The organism is Mesorhizobium sp. DCY119 (assembly GCF_003590645.1).
In the GTDB taxonomy this organism is placed as follows: domain Bacteria; phylum Pseudomonadota; class Alphaproteobacteria; order Rhizobiales; family Rhizobiaceae; genus Mesorhizobium_M.
This window is the reverse complement of the sequence record NZ_CP031834.1, coordinates 1622272-1638543: the sequence shown is the minus strand read 5'-3', so window position 1 is coordinate 1638543 and position 16272 is coordinate 1622272. Positions and strand designations below refer to the sequence as shown.

The window sequence follows — 16272 nt, the reverse complement described above, 5'->3', positions numbered from 1 at the left end:
AAGACCTGATAGAGCCCGTTTCGGCCTCCAAAATCGCGCGGATTGCGCTATCTTGGGCGGCCAATCAATAGTTAAGAACCGAGAGGAGCGAGCCATGGGCCTGCGCATCAACGAAACCGCCCCCGATTTTACCGCCGAGACCACCCAAGGCATGGTCAAGTTCCATGAATGGATCGGCGACGGCTGGGCCGTACTGTTCTCGCACCCGAAGAATTTCACGCCCGTCTGCACCACCGAACTCGGCACCATGGCCGGCCTTGAAGGCGAATTCCGCAAGCGCGGCGTCAAGATCATCGGCATCTCGGTCGATCCGGTCGAAAGCCACGCCAAGTGGAAGGACGACATCAAGACCGCGACCGGGTTCAGCGTCGACTACCCGCTGATCGGCGACAAGGACCTGAAGATCGCCAAGCTCTACGACATGCTGCCGGAGGGCGCCGGCGACAGCTCCGAAGGCCGCACGCCAGCCGACAACGCCACTGTGCGCTCGGTCTACGTCATCGGCCCGGACAAGAAGATAAAACTGATCCTCACCTACCCGATGACCACTGGCCGCAACTTCAACGAGATCCTGCGCGCCATCGATTCGATCCAGCTCACCGCCAAGCACCAGGTCGCGACGCCCGCCAACTGGCAGCAGGGCGAAGACGTCATCATCACCGCCGCCGTCTCCAACGAAGACGCCATCAAGCGCTTCGGCGCCTTCGATACGATCCTGCCCTATCTGCGCAAGACCAAGCAGCCGGCTGGGTGAGATCGAGCGGCTCGGCGTCTTCTCCCCCCTTGAGGGGGAGATGGCGCGCAGCGCCAGAGGGGGGCGGTCAAGGCAGCGCTCGGCGCAAAGGAACGTCGAGCACTGCCGCAACGACCCCACCCGCTTCCCTCGCTTTGCTCGGTACGCGACCTCCCCTCAAGGGGGAGGTGAGCGCCGGCGCACTTCACTCCTCCGGCTCGGTCGTGAACATCAGCGGATAGCCCGCCGCCTTGCCGGCGTCCGTCGCCCGCGTCGCCTTCGTCTCGGCGACATCCTTCGTAAACACCGCGACCACGCAGACGCCGCGCTGATGCGCGGTAATCATGACGCGATGCGCCTGATCCTCGCTCATCCGAAACTCGGCCTTGAGCACCCGCACGACGAATTCTCGCGGCGTGAAATCATCATTGATCAGGATGACTTTGTGCAGCTTCGGCCGCTCGATCTTCGGCTTGGTTCTTGTGCGGGGAATGGTGATTGTTTCTGGCATCGGACGCGCGGATGATGGATGCGACGATGACAGAGTTTCGCACAGACGCCGTCGATGGTCCATGCGATTGCACCCAGAGCCAGTCACATCGCGGTGAAAGGCCTTAGGATCACCCGCTTCGCGAGGAGTCTACCGCCTCAACACCGCTGACAACACGTCCCTGATCCCGATCGCGCCGACAAACCGCGACTGTTCGTCGAACAGCGCCACCGGCGAGGTCTGGCTGCGGTGCATGGCGAGCATGACAGTCTTCAGCGAGGTGCCGGGCTTTGCCCAGAACACCTGCGGGGCGTCATCAGGCAGGTTTTCGATGTCGTCGCACGACACCCACACCGCCGGCTGGCCGTTGCGTTCGGCGGCCGCCACCATGCCGTCCTTGTCGATCTTGAAGCGCGTCGTCTGGCGCCGGTCGAGCCAGAGCCAGCCGCCCCGGCCGGCCGATTCCAGATCGCGCCGGTCGCGCATGACGTTCCATGCCGTCAGCACCGACAGCGGGTTCACATTCGAAATGAACTCACGGACATAGTCGTTGGCCGGGCGCAGCACGATGTCTTCCGGCGCGCCGGTCTGGACGATGCGCCCGCCCTCCATGATGGTGATGTGGCTGCCGATCTTCAGCGCTTCTTCGAGATCGTGGCTGACGAAGATGATCGTCTTCTTCAGCTTCTCCTGGAGCTGCAGAAGCTCGTCCTGCAGCTTGGTGCGGATCAGCGGGTCGAGTGCGGAAAACGGCTCGTCCATGAGCAGGATCGGCGCTTCCGTGGCGAAGGCGCGGGCAAGCCCCACGCGCTGCTGCATGCCGCCCGAAAGCTCATGGGCGTATTTCTTGGCCCACGGCGTCAGATTGACGAGTTCGAGCTGCTTGCCGACTTTCTGCTTGCGTTCCGCCTCCGGCATGCCGGCGAGCTCCAGCCCGAGGCCGACATTTTCCTCCACGGTGCGCCACGGCAGGAGGCCGAACTGCTGGAACACCATGGCCACCTGCTTCTGGCGCAGGCGGCGCAAGGTCGGCTCGTCGCAGGTCACGACATCGACGGTCTTGTCGCCATCCTTGACCAGAACCTGCCCGCGCGAAACGATGTTGAGCCGGTTGACGGCGCGCAACAGCGTCGACTTGCCCGAACCCGACAGGCCCATCAGCACCGAAATCTCGCCCTCGTGCACGGTGAGGTTCGCCCCGGCGCAGCCCAGCACATTGCCGGTCTTTTCCAGGATTTCCGAGCGGCTCGCACCGGCATCGACCATAGCCAGCGCATCGGCCGTATCCGGGCCGAAGATGATGTCGACATCCCTGAAGTCTACGGCGACGTTCATTTCTTACCTCCGACGCCGATGCGCGTCATGCGATCGAGCACGATGGCGAGCACGACGATTGCCAGGCCCGCCTCAAGCCCGAGGTCGATCCTGCGCGAGCCGAGCGCGCGGTTGATTTCCGTGCCGAGTCCACCGGCGCCGATAAGGGCTGCGAACACCACCATCGACAGCGACAGCATGATGCACTGGGTCAGCCCTGCCATGATGGTCGGCAAGGCCGCCGGCAGTTCGACCTTCCACAGCAATTGCCGCTTGGTCGCGCCGAATGCCTCGCCCGCCTCGACGATCGAAGTCGGCACCGAGACGACGCCGAGATGGGTGAGCCGCACGGCGGTCGGGATCACGAAGATGATGGTGACGATGAGGCCCGGCGCATTGCCGAGGCCGAACAGGGTCAGCACCGGGATCAGGTAGACGAAGGTCGGCAGCGTCTGCATCAGGTCGAGCACCGGCAGCATGATGCGATAGACCTTCGGCTTGTGCGCGGCCCAGATGCCGAGCGGTACGCCGATGGCCATGGAGGCTGCGGCAGCAGCCACCACCAGCACCAGCGTCTGCACTGTCTGCTTCCACAGGCCCTGGTTGATGATGAACAGCAGGCCGAGCGCGACGCCGATTGCCAGCGGCCGCGAGCGCTGCAGGAAATAGGCAATGCCCGCGATGATCAGCACCAGCAGCACCGGCGGCACCATCAGCAAGCCATCGACCAGTCCGTTGAGAAGGAAGTTGAGGCCGTTCGAGAAGCCGCGGAAGATCGCGTCGAAATTGTCGGTCAGGAAGGTGAAGAACGCCTTGCCCCAGGCACCGATCGGAATCTTGTAGCTGGCCAGGAATTGCGAAACCGGATCCATTGCGTCCCCTCGATTCTCTTTACCCTCCCACGTGCGGGAGAGGTGGCGCGGCACGCATCGCTTGGAGGTGCAGCGCCCCGTTTAAGCGATTACCCCCACCCCTACCCCTCCCCACAAGGGGGAGGGAAAACGTGCTCCATAGCCGTCAGCCTCAATCTTCAACGCTCTAGGTGGCCAAGGCCACGAAACCGTCCCCCTCCCCCTTGTGGGGAGGGGTTAGGGGTGGGGGTCTATGCCGTTAAGGCCCATCAGAACACCCCGACAGCCCTGCCCTCAAAGGGAAAGTAACCAGCTCAGCTGCCAAGCGCGGTCTTCACCGCAGCGGCGGCATCGCCGCCATCGAAGGTGGTTACGCCGGCAATCCAGGGCGTCACGGCGTCCGGATTCTTCTTCAGCCAGTCGGTCGCGACCGTGTTGGCGTCGCTGCCCTTGAGGATCGCGTCCATCATCTCGCCTTCCATGTCCAGATTGAACTTGAGGTTAGCGATGAACTTGCCGGCATTCGGGCACTCGGTCAGATAGCCCTTGCGCACATTGGTGCTGACGGTGGCGGCACCGAAGCCGGAATCGCCCATGCCGTCGAGATAGGTGATCTTCATCGCACCCATAACCGGATGCGGCGTCCAACCGAGGAAGGCGATCCATTCATTGTTCTTCATTGACTGCTCGGCCTGGGTGAGCATGCCGGCTTCAGACGATTCGACCAGCTCGAAGCCTTCGAGGTTGTCGGCCGGGTTCTTGATCATGTCGAGGATGATTCGGTTGCCGTCATTGCCGGCCTCGATGCCGTAGATCTTGCCGTCGAACTTGTCCTTGAACTTGCCAAGATCGGTCAGCGTCTTGACGCCGGCTTCCGCGACGTAGGTCGGCACGACGATGCCGTAGCCGGCGCCGGTCAAGTTCTCGCTGACGGTCTCGACCGAGCCGTCGGCGGCATATTCCTTGATGTCGCTGGTCATCGACGGCATCCAGTTGCCGAGGAAGACGTCGAGATCCTTGTTCTTCAGCGATGCATAGGTCACCGGCACCGACAGCTGGATGACCTGCGGCTCATAGCCGAGCGCGGTCAGCAGCACCGAGGCGACGCCCGTGGTCGCCTGGATATCGGTCCAGCCGACATCGGAGAGCCGAACGGTCTTGCAGCTTTCAGGATCGGCAGCAGACGCGACACCAGCCGACAGAAATGCCACCAGGCCAACGCCGGCGGCGAGTGCTTTCATATTCATGGAATTCTCCCATTGTGATTCTTGTGCGGCAGTAGCTACGATTTCTTGCCGTTCGTATCCTTAAGCCAAACACCATTTTGGTGTGGTTTCAAGCGGTAAGGCGGAGCGAGCCGCGCCGCTCACTTATCTGTGCGCGACACGGGCAGCATCAACCATCCGGTGTAGATTGCTGCAACTGCTCCCAAAACGCGCGCCTGCCGTCTTTCAATCGATACGGCCCAACCCTATATTGGCCCGACCTGAGCAGGCCACCCGGAGGGACAATATGGCGACCTTGCAGAATTTCGACGCCGAGATTGCGAAGACCAAACAGGTCGTCGAGGACATGCGCACCAAGATCGACCAGTCCAGCACCGTGCTGGAAAAGCTCGCCACCTCCGACCAGAAGATCGGTTCCGCCGATTTCGATATTGAGAACGCCCGCATCGAGGATGTGCTGAAGCAGCAGAAGGTGATGGAGGGCAACATTGCCGACCTGATCATCGGACTGGAGGACGCCACCAACGTCTTCGGCACCGAGTTCGAGAGCATGAAGAATTTTACCGGCTGGGAAAGCTTCGTCGGCATCTTTTCGGCCCAGAAGAAGCAGCGCATGCGCACCGACCGCGTCCGCAACATGTCGCTTGCCGGCAATCTTCAGGAGCTGCTGGCGAAGTCCGACACCATCGTCGGCATCCTGAAGGCGCAGAAACAGGTTCTCGACGCCCGCTACAAGACCTCCGAGGCCAGCCTCGCCCAGGTGATCGAGCGCCGCAAGGTCACGATGACCAATCTCGAGACCACGCAGAAGCGCATCGAGGAGCTGAACCCGCTGCTGCTCGACATCGAGAACAAGATCGCCGCCTCCACCAGCCAGAAGGAGCGCACCCAGCTTGAGGGCGACCGCTCGAAGCTGGCGACCGAATACAATGAGAAGCAGGCCAAGGAGCAGGAGCTACTGGCCGAGAGCCAGACGCTGGAACGCTACACCTCGATGTTCCAGACCTTCGTCGATTCGCTCAACAACCAGATCGCAGCGCAGAACACGCTGATCAACAAGCTGACCATCGACACCGAACAACGCATCGTCCTCTACAAGGCGCTTGAGGACTCATTGAAGACCGCCGCCCAGCAGGATGTCGCCCACAAGATCAACACGCTGGGCAGCCAGGTCGACAACACCGCCGAGGAAACCATGGCCGGCATCGGTGCCGCTGCGCAGAAGCACATCGGTGACCTTCTCGAAATGCACGAGAAGAACATGGTGGCGACCGCCGACATCCAGCGCCGCAAGAAGCTTGCCGACGATGCCTTCGCCCGCCGCTTCGAGGAAGTGCTGAAGAAGCACAACGCCTCGGATTATGTGCGGACCTAGGCCCGGCATACCCGCATGAGCGCCGAGACCGACGCTGCCACGCGCTATTTCGATGCCATTCGCGCCGCCCTCAGCGGTCTCGAAATCTTCATGCGCGACGATCGCTCGCCGCTCTACCGGCATGGCATCGTCGCCAAGGTCGTCGCCGAATATATAGCGCGGCTGGAGAAGTCGTTCTCCTGCTGGCGCAATCGCCTCGGCTTCATGGAGACCTTCAAGATTTCGCGCGCCGAAAGCGGCTTTCCGATCTTCCAGAACGTTCTCGAACTGGAAAACGACCGCCGCACGGCCACCGAGCGCCTCGCCGCAATCCCCTCGCCCAAGGAACTGCGCGGCGAGATGGCGGATTTCATCCTGCGCCACAAGGCGTTTCCGCAGGCCCTCCAGCGCTCCATGGCCGAGCGGCTCTATCTGGAAGATGTCGAAGACGGCGCCGTCTTTGGACCGTTTCTCCTGGCCCAGACCGCCAAGGTTTCAGTCAACCCGAAGACCATGCGGCCCTACTATCTCGTCCATTGGGCAAGCTTCGACGGCAGCGCCAACCTGCCGCTGATCTACATGGCGACGGTGGAGGATTCTTCCGACGGCATGGTCAGGCAGCTTGTCACCAGTGACGGCAAGCTCAACGAAAAGGTGAAGATCCCGCTTCCCGTCGACGGACTGCTCAACCCAGAGCTTGCCCATCGCTTCGACGATTTCACCGAAAAGAACTCCGCCTACACGCTGTCGCCGGCCACCATCGCCAACAATCTCGACAAGGATTTCGAGACGCTGCACCCCAAGCAGCTGCGGCGCGTCGTGCTCGGGCCCTTCTATTCGGCAGGCATCACCGAGCACAATTCTTCCGTCGCCGAAGTGCTTTCCAAGGTGCGCAAGCCCGAAAACGCCTGGCTGCTGACCTGGACCATCCAGGAGATTTATTCCAAGGGCGAAAAGCCCGGCCGCCGCGGCCTCTGGTCGAGCGAGAAGGCAACGCAGGAATTCTTCATCAATACCGACGATCTCGAAGCCGCCCGCCAGGGCGTCAGCGACTACGAGAAACACGCTTTGATCCCGCACGAAGCCTATCAGGCGCTCTACGCCGCCGGCGAAACGGAAAAGATCTTTGGCGGCTACAAGGTGCATATCCTGTCGAACGGACAGGTGATTTCAGATGTTTAGCGAAAATCTGCTTCCGGCCGAGGAAATCACCCCCACTCCGTCGCGCTGCGCGCGCCACCTCTCCCCCTGCCCGGGGGAGAGGAAACGCCAATCGCCAAGATCGCGACCTCACAGAACTTGGGTTCCTCTCCCTCCGGAGGGGGGAGAGGTGGTTTGCGAAGCAAACCGGAGTGGGGGAATCTCGATCATTCAAAGCACTGCGCTTCCGGGAGGAAATTGATGGACACCGGCCTGACCACCATTCCCGAAGCCGATATCGAAAAGCATCGCGCCACCGCGCAGAGCTTCATCACGCGCATCGTCGTGCTGGAGGATTCGTCCGGCCAGTCGGGCACCGCACTTGCCGGCACCAACCGCCGCTTCGTCTCCACTGTCTCCACCGGCTCGGTGCGCAAGACCCGCGAGATCGAGCTGGCGAAGACCGTCGGCGCGATCCGCCCCGACGACCGGCTGATGAGCATCTCGCAGCACACGCTGCTCTATCGCGCCCGCCGCGGCCTCGCCATCGCGCTGGCCGTCGCAGACGTCTTCGCGCGCGGCGGCGACCTCGAAAGCCTGCAGGCGAAGAACGCTCGCGCGCCGCTGGAAGGCGACGAAGCCACGCATTTCAAGAAGCTGCTGACAGCCTCGGCCTATGTCTCGGCCTTCACGCTTGCCTCCTATTTGCTCCAGACCATCGACGCCGATGGCGAGGCCCCCAATGACATCGCCGAGCCGGATTTCCTGTTCGACACGGCGCAGGACGCGCTGAAGGCGCTGATCGCCGGTCTCGACCGGGCTATTTCCGGCGCCAAGGACGACGCCGACCTGATGACGCGCGCCCGCGCCTTCGCCCGCACCGCCATCGATGGCCTGCTGACGCGAAAGGGCCGCTTCGACGGTCTCGGCACCTTCGAGAACGCGCATATCCGCATCGACGCCGACGATTTCACCATCGACGGCTTTGATGTTGCCCCGGGCAAGAAGTCGAAGCCTCTGGTGATGACCTTCAAGAAGCCGGACGAGGTTGTCGGCAATCACATCGCCAAATACCAGTCGGTCAAGCTCGCCAAGATGCTGATGGCCTATGATTTCGACCGCGAGCTCAACCCCTTCGTCGAGCTCGGCGGCTTCCTCTTCACCTTCATCGGCGACGGCTCGCCCGGCACCGGCAAGACGACGCTGATCCAGATGATCGCCGGCCTTCTTCACGGCTACTGCCAGACCGCCGGCTACCAGTTCGTCTACGAGAATTTCGGCGTCGACCAGATCTCGTCTTATCAGGGCAAGTCCGGCCAGAACTGCAAGCAGTTCATCACCAATGTCTTGAACCCGCGCGCCATCGGCTTCGGCACGGTCGACGACATCGACCAGGTCGCCGCCAAACGCTCCGACGACCGCGCCTCGGCGGGCCAGCAGGAAATCACCGGCGTGCTGATGGAAGCCTTTTCCGGCGCCTCCACCGTCATTCGCGGCAATTGCTCCTTCGGCATGTTTTCCAACTATCCCGAAAATGTCGACGACGCGCTGCGACAGCGCGCCGGCGCCCGCTGGCTGGTCGACGGCCCGCAGAGCCGCGACGACTATATCGACATCTTCGTCCTTCTCGCCGGCAAGAACCACAAGATCCCTCTCGGTGAACATGATCTCTACGCCGCGCAGGAAATCCAGCGCGCCGTCGAGAACGCCTATGAAGGCTATTCCAAGCCGCATGAGGACGGGCTGATAAAAGTCTACGACCGCTTCATGAAGGAGAATGGCGAGCCAAAGACCATGGCCGATGTCGGCACCTATCTGCACCAGATCAAGGAAGCCGAGCCACGCTTCACCGGCCGCGCCATCAAGAACGTCACCGACGCCATCAAGATGCGCGCCATGGACATAGAGCTTCCCGACGAGTGGTTCGAGAAGCCCGAAGCCTTCATGCACAAGGGCTACGATGACAAGAAAGCCATGATCGAGGAACTGCGCGGGCCGTTTTCGATGGACATGGTCATGCAGGAGATCAACCGCTACGCCGATTCCGAATTCCGCTACTCCGACCGCTCCGACGACGCCGCCGTCGAAAAGATGATCCGCGACACCAGACTGCGCGAACGGGCGATCCGCGAGATCGAGGGATTGAAGGCCAAGGGGGCTTGGAATGCGTGAGGAATCTTCCTTCTCCCCGTTCACGGGGAGAAGGTGCCCGAAGGGCGGATGAGGGGCAGCGCGATGCGTGGCGGTAATGCCGGAAAGACAGCCAGAGCCAGGGAACTTCGTGGCGTCGAAAACGAAGCAGAAGAAAAACTATGGCACGAACTCCGCGCCAGACGCTTAAACGGTCACAAATTCGTAAGGCAGCTACCGATCGGACCATATTTTGCTGATTTTGCATGCCGAGAGGCAAATCTGGTGATCGAAGTGGACGGCAGCCAACATGTGGGCAGACTAAAAGATCGGATCAGAGACGAAACCATGTCAAATAATGGGTGGTCAATTCTGCGGTTTTGGCATGTCGATGTATTGAAACATCGCGGCCAGGTCGTTGAAACGATTGTTGCCGCACTCGATGGCCGGTTGAATAGAAAGATGGTTGCTACCGATTTGCGGTTTGTGCCGGCCAGCGTCTCCGGAGTGCAAATATCGTGAATGCTTGTGCCGCCCCTCATCCGCCCTTCGGGCACCTTCTCCCCGTGAACGGGGAGAAGGAATAACCGCCATGGACCTCCTCCGCGACAACGATCTCATCTACGGTCGCCTGCTGCCGGTTGAGGAGCCGCATCTCATCGAGCGCTACAACAAGGCGCTGAAGGCGTTCGGGCTGAAGCCGACGAAGCTGAAATCCTTCGAGATCGACCGCTCCGGGTTTTCCCCGCAGATCGCCGAGGAACTGGACGACCGGCTCTATCTCGACCCCAACGAGGTCAACCGCCGCTTCATCATCCTCACCCCGGCGCAGGCCGACCTGCCGGTCGTCCACACCGCCTTTTCCAACACCTCGCAGCTGCTCTACGAGTTCTTCACCAAGAACTCCCGCGCCATCGACGCGCTGACTATCAAGGACGTCATCTACGGCGAGATCGAGGATTCGGTCTCCAAGGTCGAGGACATCGAGGACCTGCTGTCCATCAACCAGGTCGAGTTCCGCGTCCTGTCGGCCGAGGACGTGCTCGGCAAGGCGACCGAACTCGGCAAGCTGGTCGACCGGCTGAAGCAGGAGCCGGACGCCTGGCGCGATACCGCCATGCTGGAGCGCATGGTGGAGCTGGCAAAAGTCACCGGCGATATCCGCGAAAACGCACTGGTGCCGGATCAGGTGATTTTCCGCCACAATGCCTACTGGACCAGCCATTTCGGCGGTCTCTATGTCTTTGTCGATCCCGACATGACAACCGTTATCAGCGATCCGTCAGCCCCCGGCTTCCGCCGCTCGCGGCCATGGCAGGTCAGCTATCTCTCGATCAACGACGCCGACCGCGTCTTCCGTTTCCTTGCCTCAACGGGCCGTCTCGAACTGCCCCGCGCCTCGTGGATCGAGGCGTCGAACTATCTCGAACACCGCGCCGAAATGGCGATCCTGGCGCTTATCCGCCAGTCAGAGCCCGAGCGCAGTCTCGCCAATGCCGACAAGGTCTGGCTCCAGACCTGGATTCACGGCCATGCCGACCTGATCAACCGCGACGGCACTTTCCCGTTTCTCAATGCCGCCAAGCGCCAGATCGCGCAGTTCGGCCAGCTCAAGCTCGATGACGTCGATCCGCTGCACCGCTTTCTGGTGGTGCGCGCCAAGCCGGACCATCCCGACGCCTGGCTGACCAACCGCCTGATCTCGGATTTCGTGCCGGCCGATTTCATCTCGCGCTATGTTTTCAACAAGCAGGGCTTCTACAAGGATTACGAGAGCTTCACCGCGCCATGGCGATCCCATGTTGTGGACCTCTTGAAAACCACATATCTGAAAGACAAGGATGCGTTTCGCGCGCGACTTTACGGCCTGTCGGACAAGGCGTGATGTGGCGCCCGTCCGGCACCAGTGCTTTGCAGCTACGAGGGGGACCAGATGCTTGATCCGATCGTGAACTTCTTCACCTGGGTCTTCCAATGGATCGGCCGCGGCATCGGCCTTCTCATCGGCATCCTGTTGTGGCCCTTCATGTGGGCCGGCCGCTGGTATGGCAATCGCGGGCTGATCCTGCGGGCCGTGCTCGGGCTTATCCTGGTCGGCATCGTCTTCCTCTACGGCTATTTCTTCTACGTCACACAGGTGTGGAACGGTTTCGATCCCGACTACCCGACCCGGATAGCCGCCACCTCCACCACCGCGAAGGCGACGAACGTCGTTGCCGGCGATCCGATTTCAGGGGACAGCTCCGGCACCGGCCAGAGTGGACAACCCGCGACAGGCGGCGCGAGCGGCACGACGACCGCGCAGACCCAGCCTCAAACCTGCAAGCGTTCCGAGATTGCCGCCGTTTCGGCCGATCTCATCGACTTCAACGTCAACAGGAACGCATGGATTTCCTCCATGCTTGCCTCGAAGCTGGGCTTCTTCGGCGTGCCGTGGCGCAACACGCCCTTCTTCGACAACAAGGCCGCCTTCCAGCTCGGCATCAATCAGGTCCTGCGCCGCACCACGACGGAGCTGGTGGACGCCCTTGGCCGTGCACGCGGCACCTCGCGCATCGACCAGAACCTGCAGGACGCACGCACCGCGCTCGCCTGGGACGAGGACGCCTGGTATGTCGGCCTGCGCGGCCCGACCCGGCCGACGCCCAGCGTCTATCGCGAGGCGATCACCAAGCTTCGCACCTTCAATACCAGCCTGGAGAAATGCGAGGCGACCTTCGACGCGCGCGCCGACAACCTGCTCCAGTTCCTCGACCGCATTTCCGGCGACATCGGCTCCACCTCCGACATTCTGCGCGGCCAGCTCGAGGCCTCCGACGCCGGCTGGTTCGATCCGCGCGCCGATGACCGCTTCTGGTTCGCCTACGGCCAGCTCTACGCCTATTACGGGATGCTGCACGCCACCCGCACGGACTTTTCGGCGGTCATCCGCGAGCGCAACATCACCACGCTGTGGGATACGATGCAGACCCAGATGCGCGACGCGCTCAACATGCAGCCCTGGATAATCTCCAACGGCAACGAGTCCAGCTTCATCTTCCCGTCGCATCTGGCGACGATGGGCTTCAATCTGCTGCGCGCCCGCTCCCAGATCGTCGAGATTCGCCAGGTGCTCGACCGGTAATAGCGGTCGAGCGGTGAAACATCAGCGGCTGATAGCCCGAGACACAGTTGGAATGAGCATCGCGACGGCCTGAAACCGTCGCGATTTCACCATTCGCCGATGACCGCTCCGCCCTGTCGCAATCCGTGTATTGCGCGGCTGTTTTGAGACGGCGCACCCCTTCCCTCTCGGGCTTCTATGCACGCGACAAAGCGCCGGGCGACCAAGCTCCGGCAAATCAGATCGAACCCGAGGGAACAGTCCATGGCCGACGTAAAGAGCGACATCGAGATAGCGCGCGGTGCGAAGAAGAAGGTTATCCAGGAGATCGGCGGCAAGATCGGGATCCCGACGGAGCATCTTCTGCCTTACGGCCATGACAAGGCCAAGGTCTCGGCCGAGTTCATTCAGTCGGTGCAGGGCAACAAGGATGGCAAGCTCATCCTGGTCACCGCCATCAACCCGACGCCGGCCGGCGAAGGCAAGACGACGACGACGGTCGGCCTTGGCGATGGCTTGAACAGGATTGGCAAGAAGGCGATCATCTGCATTCGCGAGGCCTCGCTCGGGCCCAACTTCGGCGTCAAGGGCGGTGCTGCCGGCGGCGGCTATGCCCAGGTCGTGCCGATGGAGGATATGAACCTCCACTTCACCGGCGACTTTCACGCCATCACCACCGCGCATAACCTGCTCTCGGCGCTCATCGACAACCACATCTACTGGGGCAACGAGCAGGCCATCGACACCCGCCGCGTCGCCTGGCGCCGGGTCATGGACATGAACGACCGCGCCTTGCGCGAAATCATCTGCTCGCTCGGCGGCGTCGCCAACGGCTATCCGCGCGAGGCCGGCTTCGACATCACGGTGGCTTCAGAAGTCATGGCGATCCTGTGCCTGGCGAAGGACCTGAAGGATCTGGAAAAACGCCTCGGCGACATCATCATCGCCTATCGCCGTGACAAGACCCCGGTCTATGCCCGCGACATCAAGGCCGACGGCGCCATGACGGTTCTGCTCAAGGACGCCATGCAGCCCAATCTGGTGCAGACGCTGGAGAACAACCCGGCCTTCGTCCATGGCGGCCCCTTTGCCAACATCGCCCATGGCTGCAACTCGGTCGTCGCCACAACGACGGCGCTGAAACTTGCCGACTATGTCGTGACGGAAGCAGGCTTCGGTGCTGATCTCGGTGCGGAAAAGTTCTTCGACATCAAGTGCCGTAAGGCGGGCTTGAAGCCGGCAGCCGCCGTCATCGTCGCCACGGTGCGCGCCATGAAGATGAATGGCGGGGTCAAGAAGGAAGACCTCGGCACCGAAAACATCGAGGCGGTGAAGAAGGGCTGCGCCAACCTTGGCCGCCACATCGAGAACGTCAAGCAGTTCGGCGTGCCGGCGGTTGTTGCCATCAACCACTTCTATTCCGACACCGACGCCGAGATCCAGGCACTGAAGGACTATGTCGCTGGCATGGGCGAGGAGGCGATCCTGTGCAAGCACTGGGCGCATGGCTCGGCCGGCATCGAAGAGCTTGCCAACAAGGTGGTTCAGCTTGCCGAAAGCGGTGTCTCGCAGTTCGCCCCGCTTTACCCGGAAGAGATGGGCCTGTTCGACAAGATCAACACCATCGTCCAGCGCATCTATCGCGGCTCGGAAGCGATCGCCGACAAGTCCGTGCGCGACCAGCTTCATGCCTGGGAGCAGGCCGGCTACGGCAAGCTGCCGGTATGCATGGCCAAGACGCAATATTCCTTCTCGACCGACCCGAACCTGCGCGGCGCGCCGACCGGCCACACCGTACCGGTGCGCGAGGTGCGCCTGTCAGCCGGCGCCGGCTTCGTCGTCGCCATCTGCGGCGAGGTGATGACCATGCCCGGCCTGCCCAAGACCCCGTCGTCGGAGAGGATCTTCCTCAACGACAAGGGACAGATCGAGGGGTTGTTCTAGACTAGACGCCGGCACTCTCCTCCAATCCGCAAAGCGGATTGGAGCAACCCCCACCCCTAACCCCTCCCCACAAGGGGGAGGGGAATTTCGCGGCCGCTATGCCGCGCAAAATCGTTAATCGACAACGCCTTGCAAAGACGCATCCGATCCCCCTCCCCCTTGTGGGGAGGGGTTAGGGGTGGGGGTGCTTCAGACGCACACGCCTTGCCGTTCACATCAAGGCAAAGAACCCCTACGCCGCCTGCTTCGACAGCGCCCGCTGATACGACGCCGGAATATTATCCCGCTCCGGCAATGTGCCAGCCTTGAGATGACCTACCCATTCGTCGGTTTTCAGCACGGCGGCGAAACGCGACTGCAGGACGACCGTCATGACGCGGTGGATTTCCTCCGCCGAGGCATAGCCGGCGCTGTTGGCATACGCCAGCGACCCGCTTGCATCGCTCAGGAACTCGACCGCAAAGCCCATATGCAGGGCATGGATAATGGTCGACAGGTCGCAATTATGCGTCATGTAGCCGATCACCGTGATCGTATCGATGGCATTGGCGCGCAGCCATTCCTCGAGGTCGCTGTCGGTGAAGGCGCTGGGCAGCTTCTTCTCCACATAATGATCGCGCGGCCGTTTCGCGACTTCGGGATGCAGTTCGCCGCCATGGCTTCCCGCGGCAAAGACCGGTGAGGTTTCCGGCGCCATCTGCTTGACGACAACGATCTTGACGCCGGCCTCAGTGGCCGCGTCGATGGCTTTCGCAACATTGAGCACCGTTTCCTGGAACGGCGGATACTGGATGGCGAGATTGCCGCCGCGGTCATACTCGTTCTGCACGTCGACGACGATCAGTGCGCGGCGCGGTGCGGTGGTTGTGGACATGGCCTCTTCCTTTCGGTTGCGTAAGGGATGATCGACATTACCACGGATGCCGCAGGCCAAAATTGGCCCGATTGACAATATTCGAAAGAATTGGGACAATCCATGCTTTCACGGTCAGACAAGCATGACAGCCTCCATCAAACCGCCCGTCGTCGCCGCTATCGCCTTTCACGACATCAGCCCGTTCCATCTCTCGGTGCCCTGTCTGGTCTTCGGCGAGGACCAGACCGCTCTCGGCCTGCCCCGCTTCGATTTCCGCGTCTGCGCCATCGAGCCCGGTCCACTACACACCGGCGCAGGCATGACGCTTGTCACCCCGCATGGGCTGGAAGGGCTCGACAGAGCCGATATCGTCATCGTGCCGAGCTGGAAGGATCTGAACGCCCCGGTGCCCCAGCCGTTCATCGACGCCCTGCGCGCTGCCCATGCGCGCGGCGCGCTCATCGTCGGGCTCTGCCTCGGCACTTTCGCGGTGGCGGCGGCAGGGCTTTTGTCGGGCAAGCGCGCAACGACGCATTGGGCCTATGCCGAACAGCTTGCCGCGCTCTACCCGGATGTCGTTGTCGATCCGGAAGTGCTCTATGTCGACAATGGCGATGTCGTCACCTCGGCAGGCGTGGCTGCCGGACTGGATTGCTGCCTGCACATCATGCGCGCCCGCTACGGCGCTGAAGCGACCCTGCGGCTCGCCCGGCGCATCGTGCTTTCGCCGCACCGCCAGGGCGGCCAGGCGCAATTCATCGAAAAGCCCGTGGCCAAGGCACCGGCCACCGATCGCTTCATGCAGGCACTGGACGACGTTCGCGCGAGCCTCGACCGAGCCCACAGCCTGGACCGCGTTGCCGACGACGCCGGCCTCACCCGCCGGACTTTCACCCGCAGGTTCCAGAAAACGGTCGGCACGAGCTTCGGCGACTGGCTGACCGACCAGCGCGTGACGCTGGCGCAGCGTCTTCTGGAATCGACGGAGAAATCCATCGACGCAATCGCTTTTGAGGCGGGTTTCGGCAGCGCCACATCCCTGCGCCAGCATTTCGCCGCAAGGCTGAAAACCTCGCCGGCCCAATATCGCCGGGAATTCTCGAAGCGCTTCGAAGCAGTGGCATGACGCGG

Annotated in this window: 14 protein-coding genes; 9 read left to right on the top strand and 5 right to left on the bottom strand. The window is 62.0% G+C overall.

Features of this window, described 5'->3' with window-relative positions:
* The first annotated feature begins 94 nt into the window (after nt 1-94).
* Complete coding sequence (locus DZG07_RS07895; protein ID WP_119815727.1) at nt 95-754, top strand: peroxiredoxin; 660 nt, start codon at nt 95-97, stop codon at nt 752-754.
* A gap of 184 nt (nt 755-938) precedes the next feature.
* Here DZG07_RS07895 and clpS read toward each other — a convergent pair whose 3' ends face one another.
* From clpS to DZG07_RS07875, 4 genes are all read right to left on the bottom strand, one after another.
* Complete coding sequence (clpS, locus tag DZG07_RS07890; RefSeq protein ID WP_119815724.1) at nt 939-1244, bottom strand: ATP-dependent Clp protease adapter ClpS; 306 nt, start codon at nt 1242-1244, stop codon at nt 939-941.
* Nucleotides 1245-1373: 129 nt separating this feature from the next.
* Entirely contained in the window at nt 1374-2558 is a 1185-nt protein-coding gene (gene choV, locus DZG07_RS07885) for a choline ABC transporter ATP-binding protein (RefSeq protein WP_119815721.1), read from the bottom strand.
* Nucleotides 2555-3409 carry a choline ABC transporter permease subunit gene (gene choW, locus DZG07_RS07880; protein ID WP_091917704.1) on the bottom strand — a complete coding sequence of 285 codons (855 nt, stop codon included), beginning with the start codon at nt 3407-3409 and terminating at the stop codon, nt 2555-2557. Before choW ends, choV begins: the two co-directional genes overlap by 4 nt.
* A 293-nt stretch (nt 3410-3702) precedes the next feature.
* Nucleotides 3703-4629 carry a choline ABC transporter substrate-binding protein gene (locus DZG07_RS07875; RefSeq protein WP_175544440.1) on the bottom strand — a complete coding sequence of 309 codons (927 nt, stop codon included), beginning with the start codon at nt 4627-4629 and terminating at the stop codon, nt 3703-3705.
* 271 nt (nt 4630-4900) lie between these two features.
* Between DZG07_RS07875 and DZG07_RS07870 the strand changes: the two genes are divergently transcribed.
* The 7 genes from DZG07_RS07870 to DZG07_RS07840 all read left to right on the top strand — a co-directional run bounded on the left by DZG07_RS07870 (nt 4901) and on the right by DZG07_RS07840 (nt 14285).
* Nucleotides 4901-5989 carry a hypothetical protein gene (locus DZG07_RS07870; RefSeq protein ID WP_119815718.1) on the top strand — a complete coding sequence of 363 codons (1089 nt, stop codon included), beginning with the start codon at nt 4901-4903 and terminating at the stop codon, nt 5987-5989.
* 15 nt (nt 5990-6004) lie between these two features.
* Nucleotides 6005-7150 carry a hypothetical protein gene (locus DZG07_RS07865; protein WP_091917707.1) on the top strand — a complete coding sequence of 382 codons (1146 nt, stop codon included), beginning with the start codon at nt 6005-6007 and terminating at the stop codon, nt 7148-7150.
* Nucleotides 7151-7369: 219 nt separating this feature from the next.
* On the top strand, nt 7370-9280 hold the full coding sequence (locus tag DZG07_RS07860; RefSeq protein WP_119815715.1) for an AAA family ATPase: 1911 nt from the start codon (nt 7370-7372) through the stop codon (nt 9278-9280).
* Between the two features lie 63 nt (nt 9281-9343).
* On the top strand, nt 9344-9760 hold the full coding sequence (locus tag DZG07_RS07855) for a DUF559 domain-containing protein (protein ID WP_119821510.1): 417 nt from the start codon (nt 9344-9346) through the stop codon (nt 9758-9760).
* Nucleotides 9761-9830: 70 nt separating this feature from the next.
* Nucleotides 9831-11123: a DUF6638 family protein gene (locus tag DZG07_RS07850; protein WP_119815712.1), complete on the top strand. Its 1293-nt coding sequence runs from the start codon at nt 9831-9833 to the stop codon at nt 11121-11123.
* Between the two features lie 48 nt (nt 11124-11171).
* Nucleotides 11172-12362: a DUF2333 family protein gene (locus DZG07_RS07845; protein WP_119815709.1), complete on the top strand. Its 1191-nt coding sequence runs from the start codon at nt 11172-11174 to the stop codon at nt 12360-12362.
* 243 nt (nt 12363-12605) lie between these two features.
* Nucleotides 12606-14285 carry a formate--tetrahydrofolate ligase gene (locus DZG07_RS07840; RefSeq protein WP_119815706.1) on the top strand — a complete coding sequence of 560 codons (1680 nt, stop codon included), beginning with the start codon at nt 12606-12608 and terminating at the stop codon, nt 14283-14285.
* 232 nt (nt 14286-14517) lie between these two features.
* On the opposite strand, the gene DZG07_RS07835 is transcribed toward DZG07_RS07840, so the two are convergent.
* The gene (locus DZG07_RS07835) at nt 14518-15159 is read right to left on the bottom strand and encodes a cysteine hydrolase family protein (RefSeq protein ID WP_119815703.1); all 642 of its coding nucleotides are present in this window, start codon (nt 15157-15159) and stop codon (nt 14518-14520) included.
* Nucleotides 15160-15283: 124 nt separating this feature from the next.
* Between DZG07_RS07835 and DZG07_RS07830 the strand changes: the two genes are divergently transcribed.
* The gene (locus DZG07_RS07830; RefSeq protein ID WP_162931576.1) at nt 15284-16267 is read left to right on the top strand and encodes a helix-turn-helix domain-containing protein; all 984 of its coding nucleotides are present in this window, start codon (nt 15284-15286) and stop codon (nt 16265-16267) included.
* The last annotated feature ends 5 nt before the right edge of the window (nt 16268-16272 follow it).